The sequence below is a fragment of the Thalassoglobus neptunius genome (assembly GCF_007859735.1).
Taxonomy (GTDB): Bacteria; Planctomycetota; Planctomycetia; order Planctomycetales; family Planctomycetaceae; genus Thalassoglobus; species Thalassoglobus neptunius.
On sequence record NZ_SIHI01000021.1, the window covers coordinates 19,723 to 39,836 of the forward strand.

Annotated in this window: 15 protein-coding genes; 12 read left to right on the forward strand and 3 right to left on the reverse strand. The window is 53.0% G+C overall.

Translation table 11 applies throughout. From position 1 onward, the window contains the following. The first annotated feature begins 137 nt into the window (after positions 1 to 137). From KOR42_RS19125 to KOR42_RS19145, 5 genes are all read left to right on the forward strand, one after another. Positions 138 to 968 (forward strand): CPBP family glutamic-type intramembrane protease, encoded by an 831-nt coding sequence (locus tag KOR42_RS19125; RefSeq protein ID WP_146511448.1) that lies wholly within the window; start codon positions 138 to 140, stop codon positions 966 to 968. 96 nt (positions 969 to 1,064) lie between these two features. Then, a complete protein-coding gene (locus KOR42_RS19130; protein WP_146511449.1) occupies positions 1,065 to 1,685 on the forward strand; it encodes a hypothetical protein in 621 nt (206 codons plus the stop codon). Next, the gene (locus tag KOR42_RS19135) at positions 1,678 to 2,046 is read left to right on the forward strand and encodes a transcriptional regulator (protein WP_146511450.1); all 369 of its coding nucleotides are present in this window, start codon (positions 1,678 to 1,680) and stop codon (positions 2,044 to 2,046) included. Before KOR42_RS19130 ends, KOR42_RS19135 begins: the two co-directional genes overlap by 8 nt. A 183-nt stretch (positions 2,047 to 2,229) precedes the next feature. After that, a complete protein-coding gene (locus KOR42_RS19140; protein ID WP_146511451.1) occupies positions 2,230 to 3,498 on the forward strand; it encodes an FAD-dependent monooxygenase in 1,269 nt (422 codons plus the stop codon). Between the two features lie 77 nt (positions 3,499 to 3,575). After that, positions 3,576 to 4,754, forward strand: a complete 1,179-nt coding sequence (locus KOR42_RS19145) for a ribonuclease D (protein ID WP_231741011.1) — start codon at positions 3,576 to 3,578, stop codon at positions 4,752 to 4,754. Between the two features lie 232 nt (positions 4,755 to 4,986). Here the strand turns inward: KOR42_RS19145 and KOR42_RS19150 are convergent, their stop codons facing one another. Beyond that, positions 4,987 to 5,826 (reverse strand): phytanoyl-CoA dioxygenase family protein, encoded by an 840-nt coding sequence (locus KOR42_RS19150; protein ID WP_197441352.1) that lies wholly within the window; start codon positions 5,824 to 5,826, stop codon positions 4,987 to 4,989. 128 nt (positions 5,827 to 5,954) lie between these two features. On the opposite strand from KOR42_RS19150, the gene KOR42_RS19155 reads away from it, so the two are divergent. From KOR42_RS19155 to pabB, 4 genes are all read left to right on the forward strand, one after another. Continuing rightward, positions 5,955 to 8,741, forward strand: a complete 2,787-nt coding sequence (locus tag KOR42_RS19155) for a DUF1549 domain-containing protein (RefSeq protein WP_197441353.1) — start codon at positions 5,955 to 5,957, stop codon at positions 8,739 to 8,741. Between the two features lie 727 nt (positions 8,742 to 9,468). Further along, complete coding sequence (locus tag KOR42_RS26855; protein ID WP_197441354.1) at positions 9,469 to 9,936, forward strand: hypothetical protein; 468 nt, start codon at positions 9,469 to 9,471, stop codon at positions 9,934 to 9,936. A gap of 142 nt (positions 9,937 to 10,078) precedes the next feature. Beyond that, positions 10,079 to 11,521 (forward strand): DUF6513 domain-containing protein, encoded by a 1,443-nt coding sequence (locus tag KOR42_RS19165; RefSeq protein ID WP_146511455.1) that lies wholly within the window; start codon positions 10,079 to 10,081, stop codon positions 11,519 to 11,521. Continuing rightward, positions 11,514 to 12,968, forward strand: coding sequence for an aminodeoxychorismate synthase component I (pabB, locus tag KOR42_RS19170; protein WP_146511456.1), 1,455 nt, complete (start codon positions 11,514 to 11,516; stop codon positions 12,966 to 12,968). Before KOR42_RS19165 ends, pabB begins: the two co-directional genes overlap by 8 nt. Before the next feature lie 29 nt (positions 12,969 to 12,997). Here pabB and KOR42_RS19175 read toward each other — a convergent pair whose 3' ends face one another. Beyond that, entirely contained in the window at positions 12,998 to 13,783 is a 786-nt protein-coding gene (locus KOR42_RS19175; RefSeq protein WP_146511457.1) for an SDR family NAD(P)-dependent oxidoreductase, read from the reverse strand. 195 nt (positions 13,784 to 13,978) lie between these two features. On the opposite strand from KOR42_RS19175, the gene KOR42_RS19180 reads away from it, so the two are divergent. From KOR42_RS19180 to KOR42_RS19190, 3 genes are all read left to right on the forward strand, one after another. Beyond that, positions 13,979 to 15,448: an ATP-binding protein gene (locus tag KOR42_RS19180; protein ID WP_146511458.1), complete on the forward strand. Its 1,470-nt coding sequence runs from the start codon at positions 13,979 to 13,981 to the stop codon at positions 15,446 to 15,448. A 76-nt stretch (positions 15,449 to 15,524) separates the two neighbouring features. Continuing rightward, on the forward strand, positions 15,525 to 16,805 hold the full coding sequence (locus KOR42_RS19185) for an MFS transporter (RefSeq protein ID WP_146511459.1): 1,281 nt from the start codon (positions 15,525 to 15,527) through the stop codon (positions 16,803 to 16,805). Continuing rightward, complete coding sequence (locus KOR42_RS19190; protein ID WP_146511460.1) at positions 16,795 to 17,547, forward strand: TIGR04283 family arsenosugar biosynthesis glycosyltransferase; 753 nt, start codon at positions 16,795 to 16,797, stop codon at positions 17,545 to 17,547. The genes KOR42_RS19185 and KOR42_RS19190 overlap by 11 nt, the downstream gene beginning before the upstream one ends. Here KOR42_RS19190 and KOR42_RS19195 read toward each other — a convergent pair. Then, positions 17,540 to 20,089, reverse strand: a complete 2,550-nt coding sequence (locus KOR42_RS19195; RefSeq protein ID WP_231741012.1) for a tetratricopeptide repeat protein — start codon at positions 20,087 to 20,089, stop codon at positions 17,540 to 17,542. The two genes, KOR42_RS19190 and KOR42_RS19195, sit on opposite strands and share 8 nt — an antisense overlap. Between the last annotated feature and the right edge of the window lie 25 nt (positions 20,090 to 20,114).

Consider the following 20,114-nt stretch of genomic DNA (forward strand, 5'->3'; position numbering starts at 1 on the left):
CGCTGATCGCCCCCAATCCGTCGATGAAACTGATATCTCCCGACGACCGGCAGAAATGACCGGAGAAGACTCAAGGACCATTCAGTCACCGCATCGATCAGGTGTCGTCGATCGATGCGGTGACTGAGGCCGACGGCATGTCCTCGGCCTCGCGTATTGACTTCATCATGTTCGTAATCAAGCGGAACAACCAGACTCCTGAGGCCTGCTACTGGTCCATGGCCCGAGAACCGTGGCCGTCCACGCTGTTTATTCTCCCGATGCTGATGATTTATGAAATGGGAGTCGTCTTCCGCTCAAGTCTGGCAGACCATCGGAATGGAGCGGATTTGTGGATTCGTCAGCTGGGGAACGAATTGGGATGGGGGGCTCCTTTTCTCGTGCCCATTCTCGCTCCACTGTGCCTTTTGTCCTGGCAACTCATCGCTCATCGGTCATGGAGTTGCAAGCTGGAAACGATCCTCGGGATGCTGGCCGAGAGTTTGATCTTTGCAATGATTCTCATCTTTCTGGGACAGCTTCTGGCGCTGTCGTTTCCGATGGATGTCAGCTTCGAGACAGAAGCGGAAATGAACGCGACCACTCAGCTGATTGCGTTTCTCGGAGCCGGACTCTACGAAGAGATGATCTTCCGGATGATGCTCATTCCAATTGTGTTCATCGTGCTGCGGCTGTGTCGCGTTCCTCGACTGATCTCGTTGGTTCTGGCGATTGTTGCTTCGAGCTGGATGTTCGCGACGGCACATTATGTCGGACCGCTCTCGATGTTTTCGCCACAGGTCTTGCTGAACACAACTCAGGAGATCGTGGACAACCCGGACTTCTGGTTCAGTTACGTCTTTCGTTTGATTGCTGGCGGGCTGTTTGGAGTCGTTTTCTGTCTCCGGGGTTTCGGAATCGCTGTCGGCAGCCACGTTTTGTACGACGTTTTTGTGGGGATCGTTCTGATGAGCGCTCTTCAGGAGTGATTGACGGGAGCCTCGGTTTCGTTGATGGAAGACGTTGACAATCGACGCCATTCAGTTTACTTTGCATTGCAAAGATAATTGAGCTGGTGGCCTCACATGAACTACGATGACGCGCTTCGTCGCATCGAATCGATCGAAACTGCTCTGAGTCGAACGACCTGGTTTCGCGGCTATCGATCGCGACTGGTTCTTTTTTCAGCGATCAGCGGTTTGCTGGGAGCACTTGGACAACCGTTTGTGATTTCATCGGATCAGTCCCCTGCCGGGTTTGTCTACTTCTGGGTGACGATCGCGATTCTGAACCTCGCTCTGGCGGGAGTGGTGCTGTTCTGTCGGAATCGAACGGTCTCGTCAGGATGCGACAGGAAACTCGTCAAATCCGCAATGCTTGCAATGTTGCCCTGCCTGTTTGCTGGTGCTGGAGTCACCTTCGCCATCTTGAAAGCCGCTGAAGATCAAATCTGGATGCTTCCCGGGCTGTGGGCGATTTGTTTCGGGTTGGGAGTTTGTGCATCCCAGTTTGTTTTGCCTGAGTGGACGCAGCTGGGCGGAGTCTATTTCCTGATCAGCGGAAGCGTGGTGCTTTCGTGGGGCAGCCGTCCACTGGATGGAACCGAGATAGTCGCAACTTTCGTCGTCGGTCAGACACTGAACGCGTTCATTCTCTATTGGACTCTTGAGCGACCATCACCTTCTGCGGGAGCGGCCCATGACTGAGTCGGGGCGATTTGCCTTTGAAGGGCTCGATCGCATGATCCATGAGCGAGCGCGGCTCGGGATCATGACCTCGCTGATGATGTCGCCGGACGGAATTCCTTTTCCTGAGTTGAAGGAATTGTGCGATCTGACAGATGGGAACCTCAGTCGTCACCTGAAAGTTCTTACCGAAGGTGGGCTGGTCGAATTGAATAAGAGCGGCTCGGGACGAACGAAGCAGACACTCGTGCAAATGACGACTCAGGGGCGCGAGCAGTTTCTGAGATATCTCACTGAGTTGAAGAGCGTCGTCGAGGAGGCGTCCACAGCTGCAGAGCATCTCCCCACGACAGGAAAAGTTCTCCCAGCCCCGGGAGCTTAGATTCGGCCTCTGATCCCGGTCTGGTCAATCGGGTTCAGCGATGGCTGTTTATGTGCTCGCTTGTGTAATTTCCTGAAGTCTGTTTTTCACAATCAGCGATCGTGTTCGCACTTAAACTTTGCAATGCCAAGTTAATTGAGAGTTACGTTTCAAGTTCATCTTAAACCAAAGCGGAGGTTTTCCATGCCCGACATTTCTCAGAGTTTCTTGAGTTCGGAGGCTTCCGAGTTCTTTGATGTTGTCGTTGTCGGAGCCGGTTTGGCGGGGCTTGAAGTCACTCGGCGGCTGACGCAATTCGGGCGAAGGGTTCTTTTGATCGACGCGAAGCAAGATCTTCGACAACGTGTACACACAACCGGAATCTTTGTCCGCAGATCCCTCGAAGACTTTTCGTTCCCTGAGGAATTACTCGGACCATCAATTCGAGATGTTTCGCTTTATTCTCCAAGCGGAAAGTCGTTCTCCATTCAAAGCCCACATTGTGAATTTCGAGTCGGGAAGATGGGGCAACTCTATTCGCAGATGCTCGACGACTGCCGCAGCGAAGGTGCTCGAGTTCGGTTGGGGACCCGATTCTCTGGCATTGAGCCAATATCTCAAACTGATCATGAACCTGATTCGAAGAATGCCAGCTACGATGTCGTTCTTCAGTCAGCAAACAAAACTGATCGAGTCCGAACCCGTTTTCTGATCGGGGCGGATGGAGTCGACTCACGAGTTGCCCGGGCCCTGAAGCTGAGCCAAAACAAACGCATGATTGCTGGTGTGGAGAAGGTCTATGAAAGCTCAAGTAGCTGCGAGACTCCGAGAATGCATTGTCTGATCGATCCCAAAATCGCGCCTGGGTATTTAGCCTGGGTGGTCGACGATGGAGAAGAGGTTCATGTGGGAGTCGGGGGAGACCCGCAGCGATTCTCGCCTCTTCAGGCACTCGAAGATTTTGAGAAGTGGAGTCAGCGTTGGATTGACGTGCCGTGCGGGCGTTTGATTGAGAAGCGTGGAGGCCGCATTCCGGTTGGGGGACTCCTGCCAAAGATCGCCAGTTCCCGCGGACTTCTCGTGGGAGATGCTTCCGGTGCAGTTTCCCCACTTACAGCTGGAGGCTTGGACCCCTGCCTTCGGCTCTCGCAATTCGCAGCGAGTGTGATTGATGACCTTCTCGATGAAAGCCTCAATGAAATTCCGAGCTTATATCACTCTCGGATCTGGAAAGGACGCTTCGTCAAACGCAAAATCTTGCGGACGATTCTGGAGTCAATTCGCAGTCGCTTCATGATCGATTTTGGTTGGTCGGCACTTCAAACTCCTCTCGGGAGAGCCTTCGCCCAACGGATCTTTTTTGGGCGCGGATCCTTCCCCGATTCGCCTTCGCGCAGGGGATCTCACACCGAACCTGAGACACTGGTCAACGGGTTTCCGACACCTGTCCGGGGATTGGATTTGGGGGGATGATTGCGAGAAAACTCTTTCTCGTTTAATCTGGCGGTCTCATATCGCAACGAAGTTCTTCAGCTAGATCCGCCAACATTGTGTCATTGCTGACTTCACAACCCGAATTTGAAAGACTGTGCGAGCGAATTCGAAAAGCAGGTCTTGTCGCTTTTGATACCGAATTCGTTTCCGAATCGTACTATCGACCGAAACTCTGCCTGCTCCAGTTTGCGGTCGATGACGTTATTTGCGCCGTCGATCCCCTGCGTGTGGACAATCTGACTTCGTGGTGGGACATCATGGTCGATGACGAAACGACCGTGGTCGTGCATGGCGGACGCGAAGAGATTCGCTTTTGTCAGTTTGCGACCAACGACCGGCCACGCAAACTGGTGGACACTCAAATTGCCGAAGGTCTGCGTTCTCGCGGATATCCATTGTCTCACACAAATTTAGTTTCGAGGGTGCTCGGAAAGAATGTGAAGCATGGAAAAGAAACGCGGACGGACTGGGAACGTCGTCCACTGCTTGATCGGCAGCTCAGCTACGCTCTCGACGACGTTCGCTACTTGCGAGAAATCTGGGAAACACAATCCGAGTCGTTGGAGGCTGTCGGTCGTCTCGATTGGGCATTGAGCGAGTTTGAGAGATTCGTTCAAACGATTATCGGAGAAGAAGACCGTGACGGTTGGCTGAAACTTCCGGGGTATTCTCGACTCAGTCGACGCGATATGGGGACCGCACGCGATTTGTTTCTCTGGCGGGACAGGCTGGCGGAAATCGAAAACAAACCGCCTCGACGAGTCTTGAGAGATGACCTGCTGGTGGATGTTGCGAAGAGGCATCCGAAGACGGTCAAAGAACTCAACATGGTTCGCGATATGAACCGGAGAGATTATCAGCGTCACGCGAAAGATATCGTCGACGTTGTGAACCTGTCGCTCGAAACGCCTGACGAGGACCTTCCAGTTTCAACCCGGAACAACAGCTACCCGTCCCAAGACGAGGTGCTGGCACGAATTCTGGGGCTGGCGTTGGCGAACCGTTGCCAGGAACTCGGTTTTTCCATGCCGCTCGTCGGAACGAGTGCGGACCTCAAAGAACTGGTTCGCTGGCACGTTTTCGACAAGCGGCAGGGGCCGACTCCGAAACTCTTTGATGGATGGCGCGGCGATGTCTGCGGAAGCATTCTGATTGATGTGCTCGATGGGAATGTCACGCTGCGCGTGGCGGATCCGACATCAGAGAATCCGCTCAGCTTTGATGTCGATCGATAAAGAAAGCCCTCAAAAGCGAGGGCTTCAGAATGGACCGGCACTTGCATCATAGCTGCGAAGTCGACGAACTCTCTTTCCGTGGGCGCACAAATCAGGAACGACCTGAGACGCCCAAGGCAATGCAACAGGCTCAAGAACATTTTCAGTTTTGGTTTGCACTCACGCACGAGCAATCTCAGCGTTTGACCTGATGAAATAGTTCAAGCGAGTGCACAGGCAAGAGCAACTTGCTCTAGTCGTCCGTTGGACGTGCCCGATTGGACCAGTTGCCTGCAGAATCGGATCCTCGAACGAGAACGCCTTTCTCATTCCATCCAAGACCAGCGACGACGTCGGTCGAAGCGTACCGAAGTGTCAAACCGCAGCGGCGACGATCGCTCATGTTCGCTTCTGATCCGTGCAGCAGCAAATCGGAGTGGATCGAGATTTCTCCCGCTTTCAACTCGTCGTAGACAACGTCTCCGTACTGCTCGGGATTCTCGACTGTCTGATTGAGAACGTTGTGATCGCCGGGCGCACTCGGTCGATAAGTCAAATGGCCGGAGTGGTGACTTCCGCTGATGAACTTCATGCACGCATTTTCGATATCTGCATCATCGATCGCCAGCCAGACTGTGACAGCTTTGGATGGGCTCAGCGGCCAGTAGCTCGCGTCCTGATGCCAGGCAACGGCTTTTCCGTCACCCGGCATTTTGCAGAAGAAGTGAGAACCCCAACCGACGACATTCTCCCCGAGAATATCGCTGACGCTTTCAACAATTCTGGGGTCCTGCAGGATGTCGTAGACGTTCCCGTATTTCAAATGAGCCGAGCTGATGGAATAGCTGTCTCCGCCGGATGAGATAACTTGTTCCAGCAGGTCATCAAAGTAAGACCTCATTTTGAGGACTTCCGCATCATCGAAAATTGGAATCGGACGCACGAAGCCATTCTGATTGAAGTGTTCAACTTGCTCCGCGCTCAGCCGGGTTGGATTTTGAACGGTGCTGGGATGAAACTTGAGATCCCGATCCATCGAGTCGAGCTCGTCCTGGTCCGGCAGAATCTGAAAGTTGGTTTTGTCGGTGTTCATAAGGCTTCCATTCAATTCAAGACAGGACTGTGACAATATGGTAGTGTTGTTGACATCCGGAAAGAAATCGAAGTTTGTCGGATTCAGATATGATTTCAAAGTGTCGAGAACGCGCAAGTCGGATTTGCGTGGCCGCTATTGTTGGGACGCTCTTTATTCTTCCTGCGGAGTTGTTCTCTCAGCAAAATGCTGGTGAGGAGGAATTTGCGGGATCTGCTCAAGAGGTGGAGTTCTTCGAGAAGAAAATTCGCCCCATTCTGGTGAAACACTGCTACGAGTGTCACTCAGCGGACTCAAAGTCGCTTCGCGGCGGGCTTCTGGTTGACAATGCCCATGGGCTAACTGAAGGCGGAGATTCGGGTCCCGCTATCGTCGCTGGGAATCCCGCTGAGGGAACACTGATGGAGGCACTTCGCTACGAAACGTTCGAAATGCCGCCTCGACAACAACTGCCAGAAGATGTGATCGAAGACTTCGAAGAATGGATTCGCCGTGGAGCAGTCGACCCGAGAACAGCTGCCACTCCTCGACACGATCGTGCAGGCATCGACCTTGAAAAAGGAAGAGAGTTCTGGAGTTTCCAACCGGTCGAACGGCAAACTCCTCCTTCGGTCCAGAAGGGAAATTGGCCGTCTTGTGATATTGATCGCTTCATTCTGGCGCGACTGGAAGAGGAAAACCTCGAGCCATTTCCGCCAGCTAGTGAACTGATTTTGCTTCGTCGATTGTTTTTCGACCTGACAGGATTGCCTCCGTCAGTCGCTGAAATCCGTCGGTTTCAGGAGGACACGAGTGAGAGTCGGCTGGAAAACGTCGTCGACCGATTGCTGCTGTCTCCCGAATTCGGTCGACACTGGGGGCGGCATTGGCTGGATCTTGCACGATACTCAGACTCAACAGGCGGCGGCCGTTCCATGCTGTACGGATCAGCCTGGAGGTATCGCAATTACGTCATCGATGCCTTCAACCGGGATACCCCGTACGACGAATTCGTGCGTCAGCAAATCGCCGGTGATTTGATGGAGGCGGATGATTATCAGGAGCGGCAGCGCCAACTTGTCGCGACGGGATTCCTCGTTCTCGGTCCACACAACTACGAAAATCAGGACAAAGAACAGCTTCGGATGGATATCGTCGATGAGCAGGTCGACACCATCGGTCGCGTCTTTTTGGGGATGACGATCGGTTGCGCGCGGTGCCATGATCACAAGTTCGATCCGATCCCGACGGCCGACTATTACGCACTCGCCGGGATTTTTCGAAGCACCCATTCAGCAGTCGACGGAAACGTTTCCAAATGGGTGACGACGGCTCTTCCCCAATCGCCGGACATTGAAAACGCTCGTCAACGCATTGAAAAAGACATCGCACAGGTTCAAAAGCGAATTCAGAAGTTATCGACGACTTTGGAACACCTGAAAGCAGAACTCCCAAGCATTGTCGTCGATGATCCGCAGGCGATGCTCTCAGGGATCTGGAAGACGAGTGAATCAGTGGGAGGTTACGTTGGCGAAGGGTATCGATTTTCCGATGACCCGAACGCTCGTGCGAGATTTGTGATTCCGACCGACGAAGCTCGATACGAAGTTCAAATCAGCTACACATCGCACGCCAACCGGACTCCGCGTGGAACGATCCTCGTCGATTCGGCGGGAGAGTCGGAAACATTTGAAGTTGACCAGCGACAGCCGCCAGAGCTTGCGGGGTCTTATCAGTCTGTCGGAGAAGTGCAATCAACCGGCGAAGTCCATCTGACCATTCAATCTTCGGGCAAGGGAATGACCATCGTCGATTCTGTCCGATTGATCAAGAAGCCTGACCCGCAATCGGATGCCTCAGACGGTCCGGATTCCAGCGAGAGTGCTCTTCAGTTCGAACGAATCAGTCGAGAACTGACCGAGTTTCGTGCGGAGTTGGAGGAGTTGAAAAAACAGCTTCCGGAAACGGGACCGCTCGTCATGTCGGTCTCCGATGAAGGAGAAATCAGCGACTATGCCGTCTGCATCCGAGGAAATGTCCATCAACTTGGGGAACCCGTCGAACGCGGTTTCCTCTCGGTCATTGATGAGGAAGAACGGAAACTGCCCGGTGATCAAAGTGGACGTCTGGAACTGGCTGACTGGATTGCAAGCCCTGAGAATCCATTGACGGCACGTGTTTACGTGAACCGCATCTGGCATCATCTCTTTGGGACAGGTCTCGTCCGCACCGTGGACAATTTTGGATTGCCCGGTGAGGTTCCCTCGCACCCCGAATTACTCGACCATCTGGCGATCCAATTCATTGAGGGTGGCTGGTCTACGAAAGAGCTGATTCGAAAGATTGTTCTCAGTCGCACATATCAGCTGGCTTCCGGAACTTCTCATCCGAATCATTCCGATCCGGACAACCGATTGCTCTCGCGGCAGAACCGTCGGCGTTTAAATGCGGAATCGATCCATGATGCGCTTCTCATGTTCAGTGGAGAGTTGTCGTTCTCATCGGTGGAAGACTCCGTCCGCCCCGGCACGAAATCGGAGTATGGGTATCAATTCGACTTCGGATCACGTGCTGTCTTTCTGCCGGTCTTCCGAAATCGTCTTCCCGATTTGATGAGTGTGTTCGACTTTCCGGATCCGAATTTGTCGATTGGCAATCGTGTTTCGAGTACGGTTTCGCCTCAATCGTTATTCCTGATGAACAGTGAATTCATTCTTCAACGTGCGAACGCGACCGCACAAAGAGTTCTGGAGATCGAAGGTTCTATTTCTGAACGACTTCAGTGGGCAGCACTTCTCATTCTGAATCGAGAACTCACAGATGAGGAGGAACATCTCCTCGCGGAGGCTGTTGGCTCTGATCCGGACTCGATTGACCGTTGGTCAGCGGTGTGCGCGACCCTGATGCGGAGTATCGATTTTCGCTATCTCCGATAATTCAGTTTCTTAAAATGCGTGTTGCTCCGATCTGTGTGTTTGCTTGCCTTCGATGAAATGGTTTTCGTCCCGCTTGCTCGTCTGCGTGCACGCAATCGATTTCGAAAGATGCTTTCTGAACTCGCATGCGAATCAATCTTCACTCCTACAGATTCCCAAGCCGGGTTCTGTTCGTTCTGTCGATTGACTTCAGAATCTTTCCGTTTCGCGTCTTCGAGTTAAACAGATTGATTCAGATTCTTGACAGGGCTTGTGCGGATTCCGGCTGTTTTCGTTTTCGAATCGCGTTTCTTAGACAATTGTAACGTGTTGTAGAACATGTTGTTGCGCTATTCTCGTGAGCTGGGTTATCAGTCGTTGCATGGCGGTGGCACGGGTTCTGCGGATTCTAGCGGTTGCAATGATTGCAGCGGTTGAACGGAGTCTTGGGTAGACGTCTTACTATTAATAGAGGGGGCGGTGGCGGAGCGATGTGCAGCTAAGGTGGCGATTTTCTTCATTGAGATGGAACCGCTCAGGCAGCACAGGAGAAGACGCATGTCGGGCGACCTGAGAATCCGAAGACTTTGCGAATTCGGGGCAATCCTTGAGAAACTGGCTTTGCGATCACGGTCTTCCTGGAACCGGGTCGTTTCGATCGCAGGTCATCAGGTTTCTTGAGGACCCCCCTTTTACTTCCCTTTCTTTCCATATCTCTCAGCGACCGAAGCTCCTCGTGAGGCATAAAGTGTCCAATCTCTTCAAGCAGCTGTTGTCAGACGAATCTGGGTTTGTCGTTTCTTCGGAACTGGTTCTCGTTGGAACGATCGCGGTCACGGGAACGCTCGTCGGCCTCGTAGAAGTTCGAAACTCCGCTGTTAACGAACTCAACGATCTGGGTGACAGCATCGAATCCATCAACCAATCGTATTGCTATGGCGGGCTTGCTGGCTGTCGCTCGGCGACCGCTGGTTCTCAATTCATTGACAGGGTTGATGAGGTGGAAGAGAGAGACTTGAATGTCATCTATGAGCAACCGTCCGAGCAAACATCGGTCGAGAGCTTTCCGAGTTGCAGCGATCCATCGTCGGAGGCTGTCGAACAACCTGGGCCAATTCGGTTTCCGACTCCGACTCCGATTCGAAGCTTGCCTCCCACACCTGAGTACATTCAGATTGATCGAGCTCCAGAAACTGAGATCACCGACGCGATCTAAGAATTCCGTCGGTTGATGCAGTCGATGCAATGGGCTCGTGCCGATCACTCATGTGAGAGGGCTGAGGCATAGCGATTTCGTTTCACCGTGGTACGATCATCGGTTTTGTCGATGACTCTGTCCGCTGAAGCTGTTGATCGTTATGAATTCGTCCTCAACGAACCCGTTTCTGAAACCCGGTGATCGAGTCCTCTTTTTGACCGGTCGTCTGGCAGAACGACTGGTTCGAAGAAACGTCGAAGCTGTCAGTGCTGATGCCGGATTTTCAGGTGAAGTTCACGTTCTCGGGATCTCCGTCGCTGCGCTGATGCACGTCGACTGGCTTTTGAAAAAGCTGCCGGAGAAGCTTGATCGATATGATGCGATCATCGTTCCCGGGTTGTGTCGCGGCGACTTATCGAAACTTTCTGAACGCTATGAAACGCCATTCTTAAGAGGGCCGAAAGAGATTCAGGAGTTGGGAAACTTTCTCGGCCGCGGCTCGAGTCCTCCTCCATCGCTGGACAGCTTTGACATCGAGATCATTGCCGAAATCAATCACGCTCCTCTCAAAACGCGTGAGGAAGTCCTTGCTCTTGCGGATCACTATCGAGATTCCGGAGCCGATCGGATTGATCTTGGATGTGTTCCGGGGCAGTCCTGGGATGAGATTGATCAATGCGCTCAAGAACTCTTGCAGGCGGGGCATCGGCTGTCTGTTGATAGTTTCGAACGCTTCGAAGTCGAGCGGGCTGTCGCAGCGGGAGTCGATTTGATCCTCAGCTGCAATTCGAGCAATCTCGACTGGGTCTCCGGTCTCGGAGCTGAAGTCGTCGCGATTCCGGACGATCCGCAGAATCTCGAGAGTCTCTGGAGAACCGTCGACGCACTCGATCGCAAGAACTGCAAGTTTCGCATCGATCCAATCCTCGAACCGGTCGGTTATGGGTTCTCGCAATCGCTGGCGAGATACTATGAAGTTCGCCGACGGGCTGAAAGTTGCGAGGTGATGATGGGGATTGGGAACGTGACGGAACTCAGTTCCGTCGACAGCAGTGGAGTCAATTTTTTGCTCGCAGCAATCTGCCAGGAGCTTTCCATCAAGAGTGTCCTGACGACTGAAGTGGCCCACTGGTGCCGGTCGTCGGTCAAGGAATTCGACATCTCTCGTCGGATGGTGAAGTATGCCATCGATGAACGGACGCTGGCTAAGCGAGTCGGGGCCGACTTGTTGTTGCTGAGGGATGAGCAAGTTGCGACGATGGAGCAGAGTGAACTGGAGGATCTTGCCGCTCAGTTGCGTGACTCCAACTTTCGGATTTTTGTGGAAGGCGGCAAAATTCACATTATGAATCGGGATGGTTACTGGACAGGTTCCGATCCGTTCGAACTCTTCGATGATCTCGAACAGGCCGGCGTTTCGATTGATTCCACGCACGCCTTTTATCTCGGATACGAACTCGCGAAGGCGGTCACAGCGATGACGCTGGGCAAACAATATCGACAGGATGAAGCTTTGAACTGGGGATTTCTGACGCTCTCTGAAACCAGTGCTGTGGATCGACGGCATCAACAGCGCAAACGTGGTTCTTCCTATCATGAATAGGCTTCCGATTGCACTGGAACTGAGTTCGGTTCCCGATGTTGCCCACGCATTGCAGGAGTTCTCAAAGTCGCGAGATCTGTTGCTTCTGGAGAGTGCGCGACGTGATCGCAAGCTCGGCCGATATTCGTTTCTGTGCTTTGATCCGGAACAGGTTTTTGTATTGAAGAACGCAACTTATGGTTGTGATCCCTTTGAGCAAATACGTGAGTTAAGTCAAGAATCTCGGGTCGAAACGATTCCGGATTTGCCTCCGTTCCAGGGAGGTTTTGCGGGGCTATTGAGCTACGAATTGGGCCATGCCTGGGAAGAACTTCCCAATACGAAAACCAAAGACGAGGAGTTTCCGGACCTCGTCGTGGGAGTTTACCGAACCGCGATCGCCTGGGATCACGAACAGGATCGATGCTGGGTTTTCAGCCATGGGGACTCGAAGCTGAGTGGCCAATCACTCGTTGACTCGGCAGAGACCCGCGCGGAGGAGATTCGAGAACGTCTCGAAACGCTCCCAGATTCAACGAAGCATTCCGGTCCGCAAATTGCAAATGCGCAGGCGGAGAGAAGCGATTTCAATTCTGAGCATTTCAACTTTGAGTCGACGCTTCAAAGCAACTTCTCCAGAGAACAATATCTTCAAGCTGTCCAAAAGGTGAATGATTACATTTATGCTGGGGATTTGTTTCAGGCGAATCTTTCTCAGCGGATGACAGCAAACGTTGAAGCAACTGCCGTTGAAATTTATTTGCAACTTCGGGCAGTCAATCCGGCTCCGTTTGCGGGACTCTTTCAGCACGACGACTGGGCTGTGATTTCGTCATCTCCAGAGCGTTTTCTTCAGAAGAGTGAGAACCGGGTTTGGACGCGGCCAATTAAAGGGACGCGTCAGCGATACCCTGTTCCGGAGGCGGATCTGTTTACGCGAGAAGAGTTACGTGAAAGCTTGAAGGATCAGTCCGAGAATCTGATGATCGTCGATTTGCTTCGCAATGATTTGTCTCGAGTTTGTCTTCCCGGCACGGTGAAAGTTCCGGAGCTTTGCAGCATCGAAACATACGAAACCGTCACTCACCTCGTCTCTGAAGTGACTGGTCAGCTTCGTGAGGAGTTCGATTTTTGGGATCTTGTTCAAGCGACGTTTCCCGGAGGATCGATCACCGGAGCGCCGAAGATTCGTGCGATGGAGATTATTTCCGAGCTTGAAGGAGTTCCCCGTGGGGCGTATTGCGGGAGTTTCTTTTACTGCGGATTCGATGGAACTGCCGACAGCAGTATTCTCATTCGGACATTGACTCAACGCGGTCAGGCGTTGTCTTTCTCAGTAGGAGGAGGAATCGTCGCCAATTCCAGTCCATCGGCCGAGTATGAAGAGACTCTCCACAAGGCGAAGGGAATGATCGACTGCGTGAGACGCTTGAACGCGATCAATCATCCCCGGAATGAATCGAGTTAGAGCAAGTGCAAGCCAAAACAGAAAAGGCTTTAGTAATCGAGGCTGGCTCCTCCTTCGACTTCGATTCCCTGACCGGTGACGAAGCTTGAGTCGTCGGTCGCCAGGAAGAGGGCGACTTTTCCGACTTCCTGCGGGCTGGCCATTCTTCCAAACACTTGCAGTTCGGAGACACGTTTCAATGCGGACTCCGGATCGGGCAACGTCGCTGCCCAGTCCCGCATGAGGGGAGTGTCAACGTTGCTGGGCAGAATCGCGTTGACTCGAATTCCCTGCGGTCCCAATTCGACCGCGAGTGATTTCGTCAGGCTGAGTTGTGCCCCCTTCGTTGCTGCATAAGCGGACGATTGATCTTGCCCGAGAACAGCGGTCATGGAGCTCATGTTGACGATTGTTCCCTTCGTTTTTCGAAGATGAGGAATCGCGTACTGGGCTCCGAGATAGGTGCTGATAAAGTTGATTCGCAAGAGCGATTCGAGATCAGCGAGCTTTTGCTCATCGATCGGAGTCGCTGGCGGATGCACTCCGGCATTGTTGACGATGCAATCGATTCGCTCGAATTGCTGGGCGACAGCTTCGATGGCGTTTTTGAGTTCTTCGGGATCGGAGACGTCACATTTTCGATACACCACCGTACCTGTCGAGGAAGCGGTGAGCGACTCCGCGAGTTGTTCGCCTTCCTCTTGAGCGATATCGAGGATCGAAACGAGGCCCCCTTCTGAAGCGAAGACTTCTACACAGCCTTTGCCGATTCCGCGGCTTCCTCCGGTGACGATGACTGAGCGCCCGGCGAAGCGCCCTTGCTGCCCCTGTTCCATAGTTCTATTTCTCCGGATCGTATCGATTCGAGTGAGTGATAAGGATTGTGTTGCGTTCGAGAAACGTTTGACGAACGTCGGCAGTGATCTAACGTTGAAGAGTGGCATTGTTGTGCATGTGTGGCAAGAGATCCACTCCCGCATAACAGGTCGATACGAACGGCTCGGAACTCTCACTGATGGAAGAATTCCAACATGGCGAAACTGGATGACGTCAATTTCAACTTTGACGATGAGTCAACCACTCCGGGGAGTTCACAACCTCCGGCCGGTGTTCGCCACTCACAGGGAGCCCGCGAGGCTTCTTCGGATCGAGACGCGATTCGCGGGAATGTCGAGCTGGAAGAACTGTTCGACCGTGTTCAAAATCTATTGGGCGATGCACGCGGTTCCGATCAGAATTTCATTCCTCCGATCCCTGAGAATCTTGAGCAGACCAAACTCAACTCGGATGAAGTCGAACGACTTGTCTTGAAGTTTTTGTTGCAGAAAGGTTCCGCTGCCGGTCGCGAAATCAGCAATCAGATCAAGATTCCGTTCGGGATTCTCTTTCCGCTGCTGAAAAGCTGGAAGCAGGAACAGATCATCACTTTCCGAAACGCCGCGGAGATGGGGGATTATGTTTTCGCGATTACGGATTTGGGACGAGATCGCGCGCGGAAGTACCAGCGGGAATGTGCGTATTATGGAAGTGCGCCTGTTGGCTTGCCTGAGTATTTGCATGCGATGGCTGCCCAGTCGATTGCCGGAAAACATGCCACTGAAGATGACCTCAAGAAAGCATTTTCGGACCTGCTGATCAGCGAGGAAATGTTCGAACGTCTGGGGCCAGCCATCAACTCCGGACGAGGGATGTTTCTGTTCGGTGAACCCGGAAACGGGAAGACATCTATCGCCGAGCGGGTCACTTCCTGCTTCGGAGATACAGTTTGGATCCCGCGTACTCTTGGAATCGATGGCGATCTGATTCGCGTTTTTGATCCAGGAGTTCATGAAGAAATCATCGGGGATGAGGACGACGAAGACGACGGACTCTTTGATTTGTCTGGTGTTGATCCGCGATGGGTCCGTATTCGCCGCCCAACGATTGTTGCTGGGGGCGAATTGACGATGAGTGAACTTGAGGTGACCCAGAATCCGGTGACTCGAGTCTGCGAAGCCTCTCTTCAACTTAAGAGCAACTGCGGAACGCTCGTGATTGACGATTTCGGGCGACAGCAGATGCCGGTCGATACGCTCTTGAATCGGTGGATTGTTCCGTTGGAAAAGAGGTTCGACTTCCTCAACTTGCCGAGTGGGAAGAAGATTCAGGTTCCGTTTGACCAGCTGATTATTTTCTCGACGAACCTGGAACCGGACGATCTGGTCGATGGAGCATTCCTTCGCCGAATTCCTTACAAGATTCAGGTTCCCGATCCGAGACCTGACCACTTCGTCAAGCTGTTCGAGATCATGGCGCCAAAGGTGGGTTTGATCTATGATGCGGAAGCGATCGATTATTTGATCGATACGCACTATATTCCGTTTCAGAGGCCGTTTCGAAACTGCCAGCCGCGAGACTTGTTGTTGCAGGTCCGAAACTACTGCCTCTACAAGAAACTTCCGAAGAAGGTCACGCGCGAGGCACTTGATTTCGCCGTCGACAACTATTTTTCTCTCCTTTAATCACCCGGCGAATTGACGTGCTCGCGATCACGGTCGTTCTCCCGGCAAACACGCTTACGTTGGAAAATCGATTCGCATGGAGGACGAAGCGCACTCTCAACCGCCTCAGCAGTTCCGTCATGAAAACTGGAACCTGTTTGTTCTTGCGCTTCAAAGCGTCGTCTTGCGAGTCGGATGGATCTTCAAGACCGAAAGCGTCATCATGCCCTACGTGGTCGATGCGATTTCGGGTTCGGGCTGGATGCGGGGTTGGCTTCCCATTCTCAGCCGCATCGGTCAAAGCGTTCCTCCGCTGATTTATGCGGAGCGACTAAGAAGCCACTCGATCAAAAAGTATCCGCTGTTTTTGACAGCTGTCGGAATGGCGGTTCCGTTTCTCATACTTTCTGTTCTGTGGTGGCGTCTGGAAGATCGTCAGGTGGCCTGGATGGGCCCGCTGTTTCTTGTCATCTATTTCATCTTCTTCTCAGCGACGGGTGTCAATCAGTTGGCATTCGGAACGATTCAGGGAAAGCTTGTCCGTCCCAATCGACGGGGAGCCTTGCTGGGAATTGGAGGGATTCTGGGATCCATCTTTGCTGTGATCGCGGCGCTGACCTGGTTGCAGGACTGGATTTCGATGCCCAACTACGACGGGTTCACCTGGGTGTTTCTGTTTAATGGCGTCGCGTTTCTTGTCGCGGGACTGGTCTCACTCTGTTGCAGCGAGCACGCTGAGGAGAGTTCCGGTTTGACGAGCTACAAGATGATTGAGCCGTTTGCGAATGCCTGGACGGTGTTTCGCACGGACCAGGCGTTTCGACGTGCGGGAATTGTTGCGATGTTGTTCATTTCCTCACTCCTCGTATTTCCGCATTATCAGTGGCTGGGAATGAACGTGATCGGGACATCAAGCAATGACTTGATCGTCTGGGTGATTGCACAAAACATCAGTGTCGGGATTTACAGCCCGCTCTTAGGGGCTGTGGCGGATCGGTTCGGCAACCGGCTGGCGATTCGTATTGGCCTCTTTGCTGTCAGTTTTACTCCGGTCATTGCGATTCTGTTCGCGAGTGGTTATTTCCCCGATGCTGAAAAATGGTATTGGATGACGTTTGTTCTCCTCGGGCTCACGCCGGTGTTGATGCGGACAATCCTGAATTACACGCTCGAACTCGTCGGGCCTGACCGTCATCCGCAGTACCTCAGCACGATGAGAATTTGCTTCGCGATTCCGTTCGTGTTTTCCCCACTTGTCGGTGCTCTGATGGACTGGATTCCTTACGAGATTCCGTTCATTGGTGTCGGATTGCTGGTCCTCACCGGGGCACTGATGACGTTTCGAATGTCCGAACCTCGATTTTCCGATGACGCATGACACGTTTTCCGCATCGATGTCGAAAGAGAATTTCACTTCGCAGATTGCTGTCATCATCCCGACGTTGAATGAAGAGAATTCCATCGCCGGTCTCATCTCGCGACTTCGTCAGCTTGGGGATTTCGAAATCATCGTTGTGGATGGCGGAAGCTCTGACGAAACAATCGCCCAGTCTAGAAACGCGGACAAAGTTCTCGAATCGCCTCCGGGACGGGCTCGCCAACAGAACCTCGGAGCGCAGCATGCGAACGCGGAGTACCTTTTATTTCTGCATGCAGACTGCGATGTGAGTGCTGGTTTCGATCAAGCGGTTGCAGACATTCTCCGTCAACCTGATGTGTCTGCCGGATGTTTCTCGCAGCGTATTGATCATCCCGCGAAGAAGTATCGTCTGATTGAATCCGGAAACGCATGGCGGGTGCGCGTGCTGGGCTGGATCTATGGAGATCAGGGACTTTTCGTTCGACGGGAGACGTTTCTCAAACTTGGAGGATTTCCGGAGATCGAACTGATGGAAGATCTCTTCTTCTCGAAACAATTGAGAAGAGAGGGGCGACTGGTGATTGCCAATGCTCCGCTGACAGTCAGTGCCCGTCGCTGGGAGAAGAGAGGCGTTTTGGTTCAGACTCTCAGCAACTGGTTCATGATAGTCATGGTCCATTTGGGAGTGTCACCCAAACGGCTGGCGAAGTGGTACGGCCATGTTCGTGAGGAAGAGACGGACGCGGACAGCGTCAATTAGCCCACATCTCCAGCAACTTCTCGATCTCCGCCTTGAGAGATTCGCTTCCAAGATCTGGATAGAGCGTGCGGGTGACCCCGAGCAACTTCTTCGCGCTTTCTCGTTCTCCGAGTTGATCACTTAACCTGGCGATTGCCAATCGGGCCGTCACCCACTCAGTGCTCCCCGGCTTTTGGAGTTTCTCGTAGCGAGTCCACCATGCTTTGGCCTTGCGGAGGTTTTCTTCGGACCCCATCGAAGTCAGAACGTCGATCACTTTGAGCATCAGGCGGCCGCTGCGTGGTTGTTTGGCGATGAGCGACTCGTAGAGGTCGACCGCTTCGGGGCCGTTTCCGGTTGCGACCATTGCCTCGGCATGGGCATTGTCGAGTAAATCCTGTTGCGAACTCGAAAGCTCGTCGCGGGAATCGGACAATCTTTCAACGGCCTGCAATTGCAGTCGTCCCAATTCAACCTGGCGACTCGGTTCGACCATCGCGGTCAGTTCGGTCAATCCGAGGAGAATACTCAACATTGCTGTCGGGCTTGTGTCTCCCAGTTGAAACATCAGATCGCGTGCGGCCGACAACCGTTGTTGCCCGGCGAGTGAAACAATTCTGAGCTGCGAAGCTGCTCGGGCAATCTGGTTCCATTGCTGGTCCGAGTTATCATCCTGAGTCGACCGGTCTTGTCGAAGTCGTCGCTGTGTGATGGTTTCGTCAATGCGTGCCAACCAGATATCCGCGACGTTGTACCATCGGTCCTGATGCTCCAGTAGCAATTGGGAGATTTTTAATGCTGTCCGTGTTTGATCGAGCGAGTCGAATTCGCGCTGTTGTGGAAATCCTTCGTCGATGCGAACGATTTCTTCGAGGAGTTGTTGTTCCCAGTCGGAGACGTCACCGTCAAGCTCTTTGAGACGATTGAGAATGCGTTCGTAAAGCAGAATGATCCGCAGGCTGGCGATATCGAAGCGTGAATCTGTGGGTTCGATCTTGCGATAGTGCTGGACGGCTTCCGTCCATTGAAGACGTTGTTCCTGATGAACTCCGAGCATCCACGCTGCATCTGCCGCCGTTTGTGTTCCGGCATATTTGGTTTGAACGGACTGCAGCATCTCTTCATAACGGAGCCGTCGCTCTTGTGATGGATCGCTGGAATAGTGTCGACCCATTGCATAGCAAGCCATGAGAGCAGCAGTGGCTGCTTTCGAGTGATTCGGAAAGGCACGCTCGATTTCCGAGAATGTCTGCTCAGCCGGTTCCCATTGTTTTTGATCGATCTGGATCGAGCCGAGTGTCAGTCCGAAATCGACAGCCTGATCGTTCAGTCCCTGCTGTTTCGCAAGAACGGCTGCGTCTCGATATTTGCGAGATGCCTCGTCGAGGTCACCCTGAAAGTAGCTCGTTTGTGCAGAACGGACGAGTTCGGAGAGTTCCGCCCCCAGTTCCATATCTTGTTGAATATCCCGAAGAGCTGCGTGCGTCAGTTGTCGCCACTTGCCGCGCGTTCGCTCATGATGAAACCGGGCCTGTTCCAGAAGTTGTGTTTGTAGGTCGGTGTTTCCCTGCGCTCCCGACGATTCTCGAACATCGAGGAGACTCTCGACGATTGCCACGCGGAGTTCGTCTGAAAGGGGATGACGCTGCTGAGTGCGATCGGCGATGAGTTGACGAGCTTCATCGTGTTCGCCGTTTTCGTTAAAAACACGTAGAGACTCGGCGAGATGGCGATCGTTTGCCTCCTGTCCCAGTCCTTCGAGGTCTACCGTTCTGAGAACAGCTCCTGCCTGATGCAAGTCTCCGCGAAGTCGATAGATCTGCGACCGCAGAATTTTGACGTCGAACTCTGAATCAGGATCGAGGCGTTTTCTTAACAGCGACTTCAGGGCGTCGTCTGCCTCGATCAGTAAGGCAGCCTGATTCGCATTCGTTTCGAGGAGTCTTGCCAGTTGAGTTTGTGCGAGAGCCCGACGGATGATCAATTGGTGTTCGAGGTGTTGTTGTCCGCGACGGTCAAGGGCTCCATCTGCGAGTTCCCTCGCACTCGGTTTGTCGAGGGACTTCACTTTCTTCAGGACATCATCAATCGTCCGGAAAGACGTCTCCAGCAAGGTCTTCGCTTCTTGTCCGATCGTTGGATGTTCCGACGCAATTTCGGCCTCCCATGCCAGCGTTCCTCCAATGGTTGCCGGGAGCATGGCGAGTTGAGCTTCCACGACGATCGATTTTGGATTGTCGGGAGACGTCGTACTGAACTCTTCGAGGATTCTTCGGGCTTCCTGCCAGAGTTCGTTTCTCTCGACGCCACTCGAGAGGGCTCCGTGTTCAAGCAGCGTCCGCGACAATTCAACGGTCAAAATCGCCCGTTCGTGAGGGAGCAAATTGGGACGGGCCAGCTGGCTGACAGCGTAGTCCTCGGCGATCAGAAAGAGGTTTCTTTGACGGAGCCCCTGATAGAACGTGCTCGTGAGATCGTCTGCACTGGCGAATCCTGAACCGAATACGATGCACAGGACGATCCATTGACGGATCATCGGCAGGCAGAACAGCTTGGTTTTCACGACTTCGATCATTCTGCAAGCGTAT

Bases quoted from the DNA above. Each gene is read 5' to 3' on its own strand.
- KOR42_RS19125 (WP_146511448.1), top strand. From the start codon at position 138: ATGTCCTCGGCCTCGCGTATTGACTTCATCATGTTCGTAATCAAGCGG.
- KOR42_RS19130 (WP_146511449.1), top strand. From the start codon at position 1,065: ATGAACTACGATGACGCGCTTCGTCGCATCGAATCGATCGAAACTGCT.
- KOR42_RS19135 (WP_146511450.1), top strand. From the start codon at position 1,678: ATGACTGAGTCGGGGCGATTTGCCTTTGAAGGGCTCGATCGCATGATC.
- KOR42_RS19140 (WP_146511451.1), top strand. From the start codon at position 2,230: ATGCCCGACATTTCTCAGAGTTTCTTGAGTTCGGAGGCTTCCGAGTTC.
- KOR42_RS19150 (WP_197441352.1), bottom strand. From the start codon at position 5,826: ATGAACACCGACAAAACCAACTTTCAGATTCTGCCGGACCAGGACGAG.
- KOR42_RS19165 (WP_146511455.1), top strand. From the start codon at position 10,079: ATGAATTCGTCCTCAACGAACCCGTTTCTGAAACCCGGTGATCGAGTC.
- pabB (WP_146511456.1), top strand. From the start codon at position 11,514: ATGAATAGGCTTCCGATTGCACTGGAACTGAGTTCGGTTCCCGATGTT.
- KOR42_RS19175 (WP_146511457.1), bottom strand. From the start codon at position 13,783: ATGGAACAGGGGCAGCAAGGGCGCTTCGCCGGGCGCTCAGTCATCGTC.
- KOR42_RS19180 (WP_146511458.1), top strand. From the start codon at position 13,979: ATGGCGAAACTGGATGACGTCAATTTCAACTTTGACGATGAGTCAACC.
- KOR42_RS19185 (WP_146511459.1), top strand. From the start codon at position 15,525: ATGGAGGACGAAGCGCACTCTCAACCGCCTCAGCAGTTCCGTCATGAA.
- KOR42_RS19190 (WP_146511460.1), top strand. From the start codon at position 16,795: ATGACGCATGACACGTTTTCCGCATCGATGTCGAAAGAGAATTTCACT.